We start from the raw sequence: 14,682 nt of genomic DNA on the forward strand, positions 1-14,682 counted from the left end.
TCTGAGGCCGGGTGGCCACCACGAGCGCACCACGCCCACCGATCAACTCACTGAGAAAACCTCACTACGAGTCCTCCGCCTCACACACAGCCATCAGCAGACGTCGCACCTATCCACCCGACTTGAAGGCGGAGACTGCGAGTGGTTCCCACGTTCACCATGAACCGATCGTCGAGTGAGGTGCCCAGCTATGCCCCTGCGGCATCGTCACGGCTACGCCGCAGACCTTCACCGTGACCTCCCGAATCAGCGACCTAAACCAGCCCAGGAGTTCCCCACTCACGAAACCCCGCGAATGGGTGCGCACCGCAATCCAGCCCGTATCCGTCGAGTTTGAGCTGGCGGGAGACTTAAGGGGTGTGACAACACTGGTTCCTCGCGTACACCTTCTCGACTCGCTTGCCGGACCCACACCATTCGACAGTTCTGGCCCGTCCCGGCGTTGTCGGGGCCGCTTCCCACCCTCCCCGGCGACTCCCGGTTCAGGCTGCCCCCAGCTTCGCTATGCTGCTGCGACAACACAACGGCGCAGGTCTTTCACCTCCGCTCGGTTACACAGCGCCTCGTGGCGCACGAGGTCGCCTTCCCAGTGCCCGGGCACCCGACGGTCCTCGGTCTCGGTGGGGCGCTCGTCGATCCACCGGATCCCGGTGATGCGGGGGGCCCGGTTCACCGGCGCGGTGCGGCCCCGGCGGCGGGTGCGCCCGGAGCGCAGCGCGATGCCTTGACGCTGGAGTTCCCGGACCGGCAGGGCATAGATCCAGGAGTAGATCGCCTCGTGGGACACCCGCCGAGCCTTCTCGCCGGGGTGGTCGCGGCGCAACCGGCCGGCCACCTGCTCCGGGGAGTAGCTACGCCGCAGCAGGCCCACCACCGCCTCCCGCAGCTCGGGCTCGGTGTCCAGACGCAGCGGCGTGGGCCGACGCCGAGCCTGGGTGGCCGCACGCTCGGCCCTGCGTGCCCGGTAGCCCTCCCGTCCACCGTGCCGGGCCACCTCACGGGACACCACCGACGGATTCCGCCCGATCCGAGCCGCGATCACCACGAACTCCAGACCCTGGGCCACACCACGGGAAATCTCCTCCCGATCCTCCACAGTCAACATTCGACGCACCGGCGCATCCTTCCCGAGCGCCGACACAGATCACCAACACAACATCAAATGCTTCGACCACCCGAGGGCGCGGGGCTGTAGGGTCTCAGTCGCCGCCGCACTGTCTCGTGAATGAGCATCTCGACAGCACTTCGGTAGTGCGGGCGAGACCGGGCTGTTTGGGTGGAGTGGGGACTTGCCGGTCGTGGCGCGCGTGCGCTGCCGATGGTGGCATATGAACACGACCGATACCATGATCGGCAGTGCACCAATCATCGCCGACGACGAAGTACTGCCACAAGACCGGGAGCGCAGGGTCTGGAAGCGTCACCGCAAGGACGCGCTAGCTGACTTCCTGGCGCTGGCGCGTTTGTAGGGTTCGGGCCAGCATCAGTGTGGTGGGGTCGGGCCGTTCGCCGATCTCGGCGAGCGTGGTGGTCAACAATTGGACGGTACGGGCGATAGCATCGGTGAGTCCGAGTTGGGCTTGCACCCGCATGATGTCTCGGTAGATGTGCTCGTTCTCCGGGTTCAGCAGCCTGGCGTGTTCCAGCAGCTGTAGCTGGCGTTGGGGATCACGTCCGCGGTAGTGGGCAGCCATGCCTGCTAAGGCATCGACGACGGAGCGGTGAGCGGCTTCGCGGGGGCCCTCGAGCCAGAGCGCGGACATACCGTCGGCAATCTCTCCGTGGTAGATGGCAGCGATACGTGACCAGGCCGTCATGCGCTCCTCATCGCTGGCTGCCATGCGCCGCGCGTGCTCGGCGTCGTGCAGCTGCCAGTAGTCGACCTCGACGACTCCCGGGTCGAGTGCGACCTGCTCGCCGTGCTGGGAGATGAGATCGACAGCCTGGTCAGCGGTGGCTATGGCGGATGCTTTGCGCAACTGCGACAGCGAGGCGTAGAAGGCATTGAACGGCCGCCGTCCGCGGGCATCTGGCCAGAGCGCTTCACGGACAGCATCTCGTGTGGTGCCGGAGGGATGCAGCGCGAGGAAGACCAGCAACGCCTTGTGCTTCGGTGCCAGCGCGGAGGTGACATCGTGGTCGTGACCGTCGGGGCTGCGCCAGGACAAGGTGATGGGACCGAAGATCGACAATGCCCACGGACGTTCTGGGTGCTCGCAGGGCTGCTCATGCTCCCCGATCAGATCCGGCACGTTGGCGGTGACCGCCCCCTCTCGGCCGGTCGAGGCCGCTTCCTCAGCGGCGGGCAGCCCGGCTGGCGTCCCGGCATCTGACTTCAGGGCACGGCTGGCGTCCGTTTCCTGCGTTTGTGCGCTGTTGCCGAGGTGCTCCGATGGCTCGGCTGGAGCGCGGTCGAGTGCCTGCTCCGGTGCGGCCAACTCGTCCTCGTCGCTCTCGACGTGTGACTGGGCCCACTCAGCCTCGGCTGCGTCCTCGAGCTCGCGGCCGCCAAATCCGTGTTCTTCGACGGCAGGCTCGGCGGGCCCGGGCGGTGGTGTGCTCGGTGCGGGCGTGTGGGCGAGCAGGGCCAGTAGGTCGCGCGTGTCGGAGGTGTCAAGGTGGAACAGGTGAGTGCCCCGCAGGGCGTCGACGGTGGGACTGGCGGCAGCCACGATGCCGTCTGCGCGCACCCGTACGGTGGCTCCAGGCCGCCAGTGGCCGAGCACGATGCCGGCGATGCCACTACCGGAGCCGGCATCGAGAATTGATTGCAGCCGGGGCTCCGGGCCATCGATCTGGGCGACGAGGACGGCAACCAGTGCCGTGATCTCGTCTTTGGAGCCACGACGGGAGCCATGTTGGCCGAGTGCAGTAATGGCGCTGGGCAGATCGTTGGTGACGTGCAAGCGCGCTGAATCGGGTAGATCGTCACCGAGCAGGGCACGTGCGTCGTCGGCGGGGATGATGACGGTGGCGTTGGTGGTGGCAAGGAGGTGCACCAGCAGTGAGCGCGCCGTGGCCTCGGCGCCGGCTCCGGTCAATCCGAGTCCCCGTACGGCTGCCAAGTTGACGGCGCGAGCGCGTTGCTCGCGGACGCCGATTTCGATGGAGCCGTTGTCGTTGGTGCTGGGCTCGACACTGATGGGTGCGGACACCTGTGGCAGCAGCGTGTCGAGCGTGACGTGTTCCTCGTGGTTGTCGCTGTCGTCGAGGTGTTCCTCGTCGTAGGCCAACCGGAGGGCATGAACGGCTGGTGCTGGAGCGGGCGGCGGCATGCGGTCGCCACTGCCCGGCTGATAGGCGCGCCTGCGTTTGCGGCGGCGGATGACCATCGCCAGTGTGACAGCGCTGGCCATGGACGCGGCGACGAGTCCGCCGCTCCACAGGGTGATCGCGGTGCCCGAGGTGGTGCTGACGGCGTGCGGCGCGGGAGCGCGATGCCGGTCGGGAACTGCATCCGGGGAAGGTTGAACGACGGGCGGTTGCGATGGAGAGGGGTGCGGTGAGGCTGGCTCGTGTGGGGCAGGCTCGGACTGCGGCGGTGAGGCGGGCTGCGCGACCGCGTCTGCGGGCAGCTGCAGGACCCAGCCCGGACGGATCAGGTGGGGGTCGATCAAGGCATCCCCATCGGGCTGGAGGCGCCCCTGGTTGAGCTGGAACAGTTCGTTCCAGTGACGGCCATCGCCGAGTTCGCGCTCGGCGATGCGCCAGAGGCTGTCGTGGATGCCTCCGTGCGGCGGCTGCACCACCACGGCGCCCTGCTGGGGATGCGGGTCGGCTCGGGCGGCCGCATGCGGCGCGACACCGGTGACAGCCACGTTCGGAAACTCGACCTGGGCAGTTGCCACCGCCAGGGCGGGGCCGGCTGACGGTACTGGTCCTGCGCCCTCGGCGGCGCGCGGGTGTAGCAACCCGAGGACCGCGGAGGCGACGAGCACACCGGCCACCGCGTGCACCGGCCCGATCGCAGGGGGGCGCACACCGCGCAGCGCGTCGGGCAGGCAGCGGGCCACATCGACGGTGAACACCAGCCACGTGGGCCAGGCGAGGCAGGCCAGGATGTCCAGCAGCAACGTGACCGACAGCGGGTTGAGCAGCGTCGCCTCGATTTCGTCGCGGGTGGGGATATGATCGGGAAGCGGCCATCCAATGTAGGCGGTGAGCCCCCACGGGACTCCTACCAGCAGCACGGCGAGCGCGCACAGGGCGACCAGCGCCACCAGCAGGCGCCGCATTCCGGCGGTGAGGCGTGCGAGAGGTCTCATTTGTTGCTTCCCAGTGCGCCTTGGTCGGGATGGGCTCGTCCTTCGGCGGAGACGGACAGGTCATTGATGCCCACCAGCAGTCCGAGCAGCTGGGTGCGCTGGTGCGCGTTGACGTGCACTCGAACCGAGTTACCGTCGGCAATGACGGTGCCGGTGGCACCTACGGAGTCCAAATAGCGTTGGGCCGCAGCGTGGGCGGCGGCCGGGTTCAGTCGGGCGGTGCCACCAGCGCGGTAGGCGGCCAGATCGAGCTCCTGTGCCCCGGCGCGGGCGGCCTCCTGTGCCTCGCCCATCGCCTTCGTTTTCGCGGCCAGTGCGAGCCCGCCGTCGAGCACCAGGCCAGCGAAGAGCAGGCAGGCAGTTGTGATGATCACGACGAATGCTGTCACTCTGCCCTGTTCGTCCTTGGCGAAGGAGTGCCTGCGACACGTCATGTCCCAGTGCCTCCCGCGGTCACGGTGCCGCGCCACTGATCCACCACGGACGCGGCTGAGGCTTCGACGGTGATCGATCCCGGGACACCGAGTAGGGACAGGTCCGACAGCCCGATCTCGCAGTGGATGACCGTGGTCACGGTGCTTCCTGGCTGCAGTCCTCCGGTTTGCGTATCGACGCTGAGATTGCTGCAGCTGACTCCCGCTTGGCCTAGCGCGACTTCCATGGTTGCGCGGGCCTCGGCGGTGGCTTGGGTGTTGCTGCGAGCCAGGGTCGCTGCCCGTACGGCTTGGTGGGCGGCGTCGTCGACACGCAGGCGTGCCTCGGCCACCCGGCCACAGAAGACCACGAACAACAGCAACAGGATCAGCACGGGAGTGAGCAGGGTCAGCTCAACGGCCACCGAGCCGCGTTCGTCCCCGCACCATCGCCGCAGTATCATAGTCATTCGTTGGCCTTCGGTTCTACGAACCGCTCGCTTGGCCCGACCGCTCGGGCTCGGACCGGTAGATTCAGAAACGGAACCACTGGTGTGACGTGACCACTAATCTCTACTGTGGACTGTTCTGGTCCGCGCGTGACCGCAACATGGGGGTCACGTAGAGGGCCGGCGCCCAGTTGAGCCAAGACGGCGGTTGCTCGTGCGTGTCCGTCGCCGCTGCTGCCGTCTTGCACGCGCGCGGCCGAGAGTGCTTGAGAGGCGGCTGTTTGCGCGACATGGGTGGCATGCGCCCAGAGCGCGAACTGCGCGACGAGAAGTAGTAGTAACAGCAGTGCCGGCGCGGCGAGCACCAGCTCGGCAGTGACCGAACCGCGTTCGTTGCGGCCGAAATCGCACAGCCGACGCCATACACGTCCTCGGGTGGTGACGCGAATGATCACATCTGGCCCCCGATCTCGTTCGCCTTGCGGGTCACTGCGGCGACGATGATGCCAATCACAACGATCGCCGCAGCCACGAGTAGTGCCGTGACCAAGACGGTCTCGGTGGAATAGCCCCGCTCGTCGGCACGAATCTGCTCAATGCGAGCGCGAACGGTGGCGATGATGACCGAAAGGTAGCCCAGCACGGTCGTAATCCCTTCTGTGTGCGTTACAACGAGCCGAGGACGGTGGCCAGAGCCGGGTAGGCAATGAAGACAAGGAAGCCCGCGAACAGGCAGATCACCGGTAGCGACATCCGTTCGGTTGCTGCGTGGGCGTCGGCTTCGGCCTCGGTCAGCTCGTGGGTGCGCATCGATGCCGCCTTGGCTGCCAGCGAAGCGCGAACCTTGGCGCCCTCCCTGCCGGCCAGGGAGACCGAGGACGACAGTTCGACGAGTTCCTGGATGTCGAGTTCTTCACCGAGCTGCCGAAGTGTGTTCCATGGAGTGGTACGAGTCAGCCGGGCGGTGGTCAACGCTTGGCGTATGCGGGCGAAGGCCCACCCCTGGCCGATGTCGGCCGCGTCGGTGAGCGCGCCGTCGACACCGGCACCGCCGGCCAAGGCGCACCGCACGAGGTTGAGGTAGGCGCTCAAGGCGTGCCGGAAGGAGGCGCGCCTGCGCTTGGCTTGCTGGTGCACGTCCAGATCCGGAAGGACGAAGCCCCCGGCGCCGCAGACGAGGCCGATGATGAAAGGGGCCTGCCACGGCAAGCTGACTCCTGCCGCCCACAGTGCGGCTTGCACCACTCCCGGCAGGAACAGGCCGACGACGGCCAGCGCCGCTTTTTGCGCCAGCAGCGCTTCTGGTGATCGCCCGAGGACGAGCAGATCCCGCCGCTGCCGCTCGCTGGGAAGGCCGAGCGCCCGCAGCGGGCGCACAGCGGGCCGGCCCCAGCGTGTGGCCCAGCCGGTGGGATCGACCACGGTGATCGTGGGCCGGCTCCGCGAAGGTGTGCGTACGGCGGTCAACGCGCTGCCCAGTGACGGTCGCGGGGGAAGCAGCCAGACCAGCAGCGCCCACAGGCCGAGGCCAACGCCGGCTCCGAGCAGAACAGCCGTTGTGATCACGGCCGCACCTCCTCGTGCAGGGCGCGCGGCGTGGTCCCAGTTAGGTGGGTGAGGAACCGTTCTGGTGTCTGGCTTCCCTCTCGTGCGATGCGTGTCAGCCAGCCGAACGCGACAGCGAACAGTCCGCCGACCACCAGCAGCATCAGCTGGCCGAACGCACTGTCGTACGGGGCTAGGTAGCCGCGGTTGAGGATCACCAGGCCTACGGCGAAGATCAGCGTCGTCGTGACGATCACGCGGACACTGGTGCGGGTGCGCGCCCGCCCGGACTCCACCCGCAACCGCATCGACACCTGTTCCCGTGCTTCGGTCGCCAGCTCGCCTAGCAGATCCGTGAGCTGGCGAGCTTGGTGTTGGGAGGCCAGCACCAGGGCACTGATGACCAGGTCGGCGGTGGGGTCGTTGAAGTCGTCGGCCAAGCCGGACAGGGCCTCGGCGAGCTTGTCGCCGCGTTCGATGCGTATCGAGAGTTCACGAATGTCGTCGCGAATCTCTGCCGGCGCGGTATCCACTGTGGCTTGGACAGCCTGTTCGAGCCCGGCGGCAGCCGAAAGAGTGTCGCGCAACATCTCGGTCCATGCGGCGATCGCCTTGATCCGCGCGACGCGCCGAGCATGGTCCTTATTCCGGCCCAGAACCCGCGGCAATGCCCACACGGCGCACATGGTCAACACGCCGCCGACGACCCACCCCGTCACCGCACCGGCAAGCACACCCGCTGCGACGCTGCCCGCGGTCCATCGCGCCGAGGTGCGGTAACGCACCCGGTCGAGCCACTGCTCCCATCGGCTTGGTCTGGCGACCGGAATGGGGTCTTGGCCCCGGACGCCCAGGAGCAGCAGCACCCCGAGTGCGAAGCCAGCGCCGCACGCGCCCGCCACTGCGGTGAAGCCGATCACGGGTTCCACCAGCCTTCGGGGCGTTCCAGCACATCGGGGTCGAAGCCCACCTCGGCTAGGCGGTCGACGGTTGCGGCGCGCAGTGGCGCGCCCGGGACTGCGCGACCAGTGGGGCCAGGGCGATACACCTCGTTGGATACGATCTGTTTGTCGTCGGCACCGACCACCTCGCGGATCGAGCTGACCACACGGGTCTTGTCGTCGCGGGCCTCGGCGAGGTGGATCACGAAGTGCACCGCGGACGCGATCAGCAGATTGGTTGCCTCCAAAGACAACCGTTCCGGCGATTGCGCGGCGTAGGTGGCCAGCTTGGTGAACGCCCCCGCGGAATCGCTGGCGTGAACGGTCGCCATCGACCCGTCGTTGCCTTGGGTCATGGCGTTGGCCATCGGGATCAGCTCGGCCCCGCGGACCTCGCCGACGATGACGCGGTCCGGACTCATCCGCAGTGCCCAGCGCACCAGCTCGGCCTGGCTGATCGCGCCCTCACCCTCGACGTTCGCCTCCCTCGCCTGCAGGGCGACCGTGTCGGGGTGCGCCGGGTCCCGGTCGAGGCCTAGCTCGAAGTTGTCCTCGATGGTGATCAACCGTTCGTGTGGCGGGATTGCCGAGGCCAAGGCCCGCAACATCGTCGTCTTGCCGATCGCGGTCCCGCCGACGACCAGCAGGTTGAACCGAGCACGCACGAGCGCACCCAGCAGAGCTTCCAAGCCGGCGTCGATCGTGCCCAGCTCACGCAGCCGAGCCAGGGTGATCCGCTGGAAGCGGTGCCGGCGAATCGACACCGAGGGCCTGCCGGTCACCGCCATCACCGCAAAAAGCCGGCTGCCATCCGGCAATTCGACGTTCACACCCGGCGACCCGCGATCGAACCGACGCTCTTCTACCCCCGAACGCGCCGCCAAGGACCGGACGAGATCAATGAGCTCGTCATCCGAGGCCGCCACCGGCGGCGTCTGTGCACGCCGACCGTCGGCGTAGCGCACGAACACCTTGTCGCACCCGTTGACGTTGATGTTCTCGATGTCGGGGTTGGCCAACAACGGCTGAAGACCGCCCATGCCAAAGATCTCGTCGAGCGCCTGGTTGATCACGTGACGCTCGACCTCATCCGGCAGCAGGCCGGTGCCCGTGGGATGCGCTAGTTCCTCGGTCGCATAGGCGTCGGCGGCATCCGCGGCGAGTCTCTCCGCGAGGTGACGCCGCCCCCGGTAGTCCAGCGGCGGGCGACCTTGCTGCTCATCGTCGCGGATGCGCGCGGCCAATCCCTCAGAGACCGCGTGACGCACGCGCGTTCGCAGCGCCGCTGCGCCGGGATGCTCCCCGCCGTGGCTCACCGGGCCTCGATGCGACCTTGCCTGGTTTGCCGGAGGAAACACCGGCACCGCTGAGGTGCGGTGCTCGTGCGAGTTGGTCGTCATCGGGGCACCACGCCATTTCCGCTGGACGGGACCTGCGTCGTCACTGCCGCCGCAGCTTGCGAGCCCTTGGACGGTGCGGCGGGCTGGATATGGGCAACCAGGTCGCGCGCGAGCCGCGCGGCAGCACGGCCCAGCGCGGACTTCTCCAGCGGGCGCCCCTGTGGTTCACCGCAGAGCAGCGCGGCGCCCGAGGAGTCATGCGGCAGCGTGCCCATCACCGGCACACGCAGCTCCCGCTCGACCTCGGCGCGGCCGTAGCCCTCCCCGATGAGCACCAGTCCCGGAGTTTTCGTCCACGTCGGAATCTCGCCCAGCAGCGTGGCCACGTGGGATAGCTCGTCAGCACGGGGCCGGGCCATCACCACCAGCGCTTCCGCCCCGCGCACCAGCGGCAGCGCCGGGGAGGAGGAGTCCAACCGGCCGACATCGACCAACACCGCCGCATCGGCGGGGCCGGCCCCCGCGTGCACCGTCCGCGCCCCCCTCGTGGTGAGCACTCCCAGAGCGGCCCGGGCTTGTTCGGCGGCCACGGGGCCGGGCACGACGCGCAGCCCGCCGGGAAGGCGTTGGCTGTGCTCGTTCAACAGCTCAGTGTTGGAGGCCCTGCGCGCTGCTGCGGCGAGCGACACCAACCCAGGACTGGATGCCAGCCGATGGCGCGCCGCCAAATCCCCACCCGCCGGATCAGCTTCAATGACGAGCGGATCGCCGACCGGCCAGCGCGCGGCCATCGCGAGGGTCGCCGTAGTCACCCCGGGCGACCCTTTCACGGAGCAGACCCCCACCAGCATCACGCGCCTCCTCCGGCCGGGACAGCGACCAGGGACAGCTGGCCAGATGGGATCGCCGCGACCTGTCGAGCGCTGTCCGTGGGCATTTGCAGGGACACGACCGAAGATTGATCGTTGGTCTGCGGCGCGACGCCGACCACGGCCGCTTGCCACGGGCCGCTGGAGGCCGACGGCGCCGAACCGGCACTCGAACTCGCCCCACTGCCGGGCGTGACGATCACCGACACCGTTGTGCCCGGCGCGATATCCGGCGGAGCTTGGCCGGCCTTGACGGCCATGGCCACGACACCCTGCCCGGGCGGTGGTACCTGGGGACGGCCCAGCACCGACCGCGACAGCAGCGTGCCCGCGGGCAGCGAGTAGGCGACCGGTTGCCCGAGCACCGACGACGCCTGTCTCGCAGGAACAACATCGGTGCCCGTATCCGCAGACAACGGAACCTGACGCAGATCCTGCGGCGTCAACACGTGCCCAACGGTTACGGGTCGCGCCAGTGTGAGCATCGGCTCACGGTCACCAACCTGCAACACGGTGATCACCGAGCCGGCCGCACACACCACGACCAGCAGAACACCCAGGACTAGATACGGCACCCGCCCACGCCGACCGGTTCTGCCGGCGATACGCGAGCGCGCCCCAGGCTTGCGGCCAGCCCACGACCGTGACGCGGTGGGCGGCCCCAAAGAGGGTTGATGGGTGGAAGTCGGTGCAGGCATCCAGCGCCTCCAAGCAATGCGGTACTCCGCACCCCTTTTCCGATCACGGAAATTAGGGGCGTTCTCAGCGAACTGGGTTGTCTATCTACAGTGGAATTTCCTATCGAGGTGTGTTGTTGAGCGCCTGTGATTCCGCCACTGCGAACGACGCGGTCGACGTCGTGGCCAGGTCGGGGAACGTGCCACTCTGCCCGGCTCCAGACCACGTCACCATCCAGTGCACGGTGGCGGCGACCGGATAGGTGTTGTGCGGTTGTCCTTGCGAGGTGTGACGGTAGATATGGCCGCAGTCAGGGCTGGCCGCCTTCGGGTCGCCACCCGACGGGTACGGGGTGCCTGCGCCCTGGCAGGTGATCGTAAAACCGTCGCCCATCGACCAGGTCACTGATTGCGGCGTCGCCGTCGCCGTGACCGAGACCCCCGGCACGGAGGCGGTGGCCGTCTGCGGTTGCCACTCGCCACGGTCCATCCACAGCCAGGTTGGCAGATTGACCAGCTGCTGTGTGGTCGGTGAGGCGTGGATCTGTGGCGACGGCAACCGCAGTTGGTTGTATGCCTGCTGGGCGAGTTGTTCCGGTGAGGGAGCCTGCTCCGGTCCGTCCGGAATCCAGACCGGGGGCCGGTAGAGGGCATCGGCAAATCCCGGGCCCGAGCACTTGTACACGTACCAGGCCCCTGATTGCCTGGGCTGTGGCTGTTGCTGGGCGAACCGCAGCGGTGCCCAGGACGAGGAGGACCGGTATGCGGCGGGAGTGACGGTGAGCGCGCCGCCGTCGTTCGGCGGGTGGTATACCACCGTCACGGTTCCCCGACTCGGGGGTTGGTAATCGCTTCGCACGTACCGGCAGTTCGCCCGGTTCGCCTCCCCGACGACCTGGTCTCCTTGTGGGCGGCCGGAACCGCCATCGGAGCCCGAACCACTGTCTTGGCCGTTGTTGCCCGAGCGGGGTGGGGAAGGACGCTGGCCCGACTGCCCGCCCTTCCCGGCACCAAGGTCACAACCTGCGTAGTCGACCCTACTGCAGTCGACGCCGCCCCAGATGTCCGCGAACGCTGTACCGGAGCCAGCGATGACCAATGTGGACACGGACACCGCCACGATCGAAACGCGCCTCAGCATGTGCCCAGCCCCCGCACGGCGAACTGGCTTACCCGCCACGAGCCATCGGGCTGCTTTTTCACCTCAGCAACGATCGACCGTCGGCCACCCGGCGCATCACCGCTGACGGGTTCGTTCGTGCCTTCCCGGACCTTGGAGGTGCCGGTCGAATCCCCACAGTCGGTGATCACCACCGTCGCAGGGTTGCTCTGCGGCTCGACTGAGGTGACCTGCGGGTTGTTCTTCGGAGTGCCCCGCGTGACGACGTGGTTGAAGTGATCGGCGTAGAGACTGCGCGTGATCGTTGTCAGCGCATTGCCGGTAGCGAACTTGCCCAGTTCCGGCGCCTTCCAGTCCGACGTTTCGCCAGCCTTCGCCATTGCCGCCCACATGCCGACGTACGCCGCCTCGGCTTGGTGGGCTGCCGCCTCGGCCGGGGAGGCCGATGTCGACGTCGATGGCACGGTCTCGTCATTGGACCGTTGGTTTGCCTGCTGTGTAGGAGGTTCCTCTTGAGAACCGCAAGCGGCCAGTGCTCCGGTTACGCAAACGACTAGTGCTGGCACAGCTCTGGCACGTCGAGCCGCCAACCAGACGAGCGGATTACGCATACAGCTCCTCGTCGAAGTGATCTTTTACCCAAGCTCGCGCGGCGTGCGGCGACACGTGGGCTCGCTCAAGCGGAGTCCAGGTGGTGCTCCGGCCCTCCATCGCGAGAGCGGGTCCCACGACCCATCGGCAAAGCTACTATGCTGAGCCACAGGGATGCTATACCTCACTATAGTGAGCCATCAACCCGATGTGAGGTGTCGTGAATCGCTGCGACCCGATATAGTGGGCCTTGGTAAGCGGCGGCGCATCCGTGGCGGCGGACACAAGGAGGCCAGATGCGCGGGGATCACGCAGGCGAGCATGGCTCGCCCGTGTTCGTGGCACGGCTGCGCAGCCTGTTCGATGAGATCACGTACGTGGACGAGGCAGGGCGCCGTCGCCGGTTCTCGAACCAGTACGTCGGTGAGCAGACGGGCCTCTCCCGGAGCTACATCGACGGGCTACGCAACGGACGGAACACCAACCCGGGACTGAACGTCCTCACTGCCCTGGTGAAGTTCTTCAACGACCACCGAGACCCGAACAGGCCGGCGATCACAGTGAGTTACCTCGCCGGTGATGAGGCCGGTCCCATCGAGGTCGAGGACGATGTTCTGCGTGAACGGCTCGCCGACCAGGATGTTCGCACGATTGCGATGCGCGCGGGCGAGGCGAGTGCAAGGACTCGGCGCCAGATCTTGGCGATGCTCGATGTCTTGGAGGACAGGGGCTCCGTGCAGGGTCAGCTCGAGGCCTGAAGCCGCTTGAGTGCACGGGACAAGTCGACGAGCCACCGGATGTCGGCGTTCATGTCGCCGCTGAGCCCACCCTGCGGTACCGGTGCGGTGACCGGACCTCCGATGGGTTCGCTGCCGTCCTCCCGTGCCTCGCTCCGTGCTCGTAGTGCCTCGCGGACCAGCTCTACGTCTGTGCCCACGGTGGTGGCCTCGGGGCGGTGGACCGGGTAGTAGGGGGCCAGCATCACCAGGCAGTCACGTATTTCGCAAGCGCGCCGGTATCGACGGGCATGGATGCCCCACGGTCGTACCGCACCGATGCTCCGGCGGAGTGTGAGGGCGGGAAAAGCCCGATGTGTCTCGCGCCACAGGTGCCGCAGCGCGAAGTACTCGCGCCAGTGTCGCAGCCAGGTCGGCGCGGCAGTAGCCATGCCCACAACAATGGGATAGGCGAGGCCGACCGCCAGCCCGGGGATCGCCACCACGATGACGATCACGTATGCCGTGCGGGCAGCAGCCATCGCTGGACTGCCGCCCGGTAGAGCCAGTCCCATAAGAGTCACGGAAGCCGAGAGCACGTTTGCGACGAGAGCCGCAGCGAGCCCGGCGACGAGGACTCGCAAGCCGATCCGTAGATGCTTGCGTCGGGTCAAGCGGGCATAGTGCAGGGCATGCAGGAGCGCACCCGCGATGGTGTAAAGCAACGCGAGCACGGCAAGTAGCTGAAACACCGTGCCCTGAACGATGCCGACGCCGGCCGCTCCACGAGGGTCGGCACGGACATGGTCGGGTGCTGTCACCCAGACAGTCACCGCGAGCGCGACGAGCGTACCCACGATCACGCGGTGGCGACGCATCTCCTGGGGACTGCGGCCTCGTGCTGCAGTGCTGTATGCGAAGAAGGCGAGGAGTGAGTAGAAGGCGGCAATCATGCCGATATTGCGGATAAGGCTAGGGAGCCCGAGCACGATGCTGTCGAGCCACGTGGCCACCGGGTGGCGCCCTACCGTGAAGGCGATCGCTGCGGAAGCGAGTCCGCCCGCGACCGTACGCAGCAGCCGATCATCGGGTGCTCGGAGAAGTTGAACAGCTTTGATTGCCGTCGCGACCCACAGAAGCACGGTGAACGTCAGGAGCACTAGCGCCATCCTTGGTGATGGCTCAAGCTCTGACTGATCCGCCGCTCGGCGGGGTCACCACCCGGTGCGGGGTCTGCCGTGAGTACGGAACACCATTCCTGAATGATCGTCGCATACAGTTCCGCTTCGCGTTCGTAGCGGTCGTCGTAGCAGGTGCGCCGCCTTCGACGCAGATCCTCATCACCGTCGGTTTCCTCCTCGGCGATGTCCCACTCCAAGCCGGCGGCAGGATTGCGGAGAATGGCGGCCGTGGCCGGGTCGAGTGCGCCCACACCGCTCGGATGTCCGCGGAGGAGATGGCCGAGTTCGTGCAGGATGATGTGGTCTTGGTGCCACGGCACGCTTCCCTGCTGATAGAAGATGGCGTCACGATCCGGCAGCCGGAACCAGAGCCCGAATGGCCCCGGAACCTCGAGCGGATATTCGTAAAGTTCGATGGGTCGTCCGCGGGCTTCCCCTAGTCTGCGGCACAGGTCGCGGACGTTCAGTGGTGCCGGCACATCAAGGTCACGCAGCAGGGATCGACACTGGCGCCGTAGCACCCATTCGCGAAATACATCAAATGGTGAAACCATCGAAGTCTCCCGTGAGCTACT

The 14,682-nt window shown here is 67.3% G+C and carries 15 protein-coding genes and 1 pseudogene; 1 reads left to right on the forward strand and 15 read right to left on the reverse strand.

Annotated elements, in window-relative coordinates; genetic code table 11:
• Positions 1-571 precede the first annotated feature (571 nt).
• The 13 genes and pseudogenes from IEY55_RS29045 to IEY55_RS29105 all read right to left on the reverse strand — a co-directional run.
• Positions 572-1,105, reverse strand: a pseudogene (locus tag IEY55_RS29045) (IS30 family transposase); the annotation flags it as partial.
• A gap of 331 nt (positions 1,106-1,436) precedes the next feature.
• Complete coding sequence (locus tag IEY55_RS29050) at positions 1,437-4,265, reverse strand: AfsR/SARP family transcriptional regulator (protein ID WP_189061773.1); 2,829 nt, start codon at positions 4,263-4,265, stop codon at positions 1,437-1,439.
• On the reverse strand, positions 4,262-4,699 hold the full coding sequence (locus tag IEY55_RS29055) for a pilus assembly protein TadG-related protein (RefSeq protein ID WP_189061774.1): 438 nt from the start codon (positions 4,697-4,699) through the stop codon (positions 4,262-4,264). Before IEY55_RS29055 ends, IEY55_RS29050 begins: the two co-directional genes overlap by 4 nt.
• On the reverse strand, positions 4,696-5,148 hold the full coding sequence (locus tag IEY55_RS29060) for a TadE/TadG family type IV pilus assembly protein (protein WP_189061775.1): 453 nt from the start codon (positions 5,146-5,148) through the stop codon (positions 4,696-4,698). Before IEY55_RS29060 ends, IEY55_RS29055 begins: the two co-directional genes overlap by 4 nt.
• A complete protein-coding gene (locus tag IEY55_RS32695) occupies positions 5,145-5,582 on the reverse strand; it encodes a TadE/TadG family type IV pilus assembly protein (protein ID WP_268239374.1) in 438 nt (145 codons plus the stop codon). The genes IEY55_RS29060 and IEY55_RS32695 overlap by 4 nt, the downstream gene beginning before the upstream one ends.
• Entirely contained in the window at positions 5,579-5,770 is a 192-nt protein-coding gene (locus IEY55_RS29070; protein ID WP_189061776.1) for a hypothetical protein, read from the reverse strand. The genes IEY55_RS32695 and IEY55_RS29070 overlap by 4 nt, the downstream gene beginning before the upstream one ends.
• A gap of 23 nt (positions 5,771-5,793) precedes the next feature.
• Complete coding sequence (locus tag IEY55_RS29075) at positions 5,794-6,693, reverse strand: type II secretion system F family protein (RefSeq protein WP_444543303.1); 900 nt, start codon at positions 6,691-6,693, stop codon at positions 5,794-5,796.
• The gene (locus tag IEY55_RS29080) at positions 6,690-7,592 is read right to left on the reverse strand and encodes a type II secretion system F family protein (protein ID WP_189061777.1); all 903 of its coding nucleotides are present in this window, start codon (positions 7,590-7,592) and stop codon (positions 6,690-6,692) included. Before IEY55_RS29080 ends, IEY55_RS29075 begins: the two co-directional genes overlap by 4 nt.
• Complete coding sequence (locus tag IEY55_RS29085; RefSeq protein ID WP_189061778.1) at positions 7,589-9,013, reverse strand: TadA family conjugal transfer-associated ATPase; 1,425 nt, start codon at positions 9,011-9,013, stop codon at positions 7,589-7,591. The genes IEY55_RS29080 and IEY55_RS29085 overlap by 4 nt, the downstream gene beginning before the upstream one ends.
• Entirely contained in the window at positions 9,010-9,765 is a 756-nt protein-coding gene (locus IEY55_RS29090) for a chromosome partitioning protein (protein WP_189061779.1), read from the reverse strand. Before IEY55_RS29090 ends, IEY55_RS29085 begins: the two co-directional genes overlap by 4 nt.
• A 38-nt stretch (positions 9,766-9,803) precedes the next feature.
• A complete protein-coding gene (locus IEY55_RS29095) occupies positions 9,804-10,397 on the reverse strand; it encodes an SAF domain-containing protein (protein ID WP_229686869.1) in 594 nt (197 codons plus the stop codon).
• A gap of 223 nt (positions 10,398-10,620) precedes the next feature.
• Entirely contained in the window at positions 10,621-11,322 is a 702-nt protein-coding gene (locus tag IEY55_RS29100; RefSeq protein WP_229686870.1) for a hypothetical protein, read from the reverse strand.
• A 311-nt stretch (positions 11,323-11,633) separates the two neighbouring features.
• The gene (locus IEY55_RS29105) at positions 11,634-12,083 is read right to left on the reverse strand and encodes a hypothetical protein (RefSeq protein ID WP_229686871.1); all 450 of its coding nucleotides are present in this window, start codon (positions 12,081-12,083) and stop codon (positions 11,634-11,636) included.
• Between the two features lie 423 nt (positions 12,084-12,506).
• On the opposite strand from IEY55_RS29105, the gene IEY55_RS29110 reads away from it, so the two are divergent.
• Positions 12,507-12,968 carry an XRE family transcriptional regulator gene (locus IEY55_RS29110; RefSeq protein ID WP_189061782.1) on the forward strand — a complete coding sequence of 154 codons (462 nt, stop codon included), beginning with the start codon at positions 12,507-12,509 and terminating at the stop codon, positions 12,966-12,968.
• Here the strand turns inward: IEY55_RS29110 and IEY55_RS29115 are convergent.
• Both IEY55_RS29115 and IEY55_RS29120 read right to left on the reverse strand, forming a co-directional pair.
• A complete protein-coding gene (locus IEY55_RS29115; RefSeq protein WP_189061783.1) occupies positions 12,953-14,086 on the reverse strand; it encodes an MAB_1171c family putative transporter in 1,134 nt (377 codons plus the stop codon). The two genes, IEY55_RS29110 and IEY55_RS29115, sit on opposite strands and share 16 nt — an antisense overlap.
• Complete coding sequence (locus IEY55_RS29120) at positions 14,086-14,661, reverse strand: hypothetical protein (protein WP_229686872.1); 576 nt, start codon at positions 14,659-14,661, stop codon at positions 14,086-14,088. The genes IEY55_RS29115 and IEY55_RS29120 overlap by 1 nt, the downstream gene beginning before the upstream one ends.
• Positions 14,662-14,682 lie beyond the last annotated feature (21 nt).

Origin of the sequence: Longimycelium tulufanense (assembly GCF_014645795.1) — a bacterium.
In the GTDB taxonomy this organism is placed as follows: domain Bacteria; phylum Actinomycetota; class Actinomycetes; order Mycobacteriales; family Pseudonocardiaceae; genus Longimycelium; species Longimycelium tulufanense.

What these genes read in the sequence shown, in the direction of transcription:
- IEY55_RS29050 (WP_189061773.1), bottom strand. Translation starts at nt 4,265, where the DNA reads ATGAGACCTCTCGCACGCCTCACCGCCGGAATGCGGCGCCTGCTGGTG.
- IEY55_RS29055 (WP_189061774.1), bottom strand. Translation starts at nt 4,699, where the DNA reads ATGACGTGTCGCAGGCACTCCTTCGCCAAGGACGAACAGGGCAGAGTG.
- IEY55_RS29060 (WP_189061775.1), bottom strand. Translation starts at nt 5,148, where the DNA reads ATGACTATGATACTGCGGCGATGGTGCGGGGACGAACGCGGCTCGGTG.
- IEY55_RS29085 (WP_189061778.1), bottom strand. Translation starts at nt 9,013, where the DNA reads ATGACGACCAACTCGCACGAGCACCGCACCTCAGCGGTGCCGGTGTTT.
- IEY55_RS29110 (WP_189061782.1), top strand. Translation starts at nt 12,507, where the DNA reads ATGCGCGGGGATCACGCAGGCGAGCATGGCTCGCCCGTGTTCGTGGCA.
- IEY55_RS29120 (WP_229686872.1), bottom strand. Translation starts at nt 14,661, where the DNA reads ATGGTTTCACCATTTGATGTATTTCGCGAATGGGTGCTACGGCGCCAG.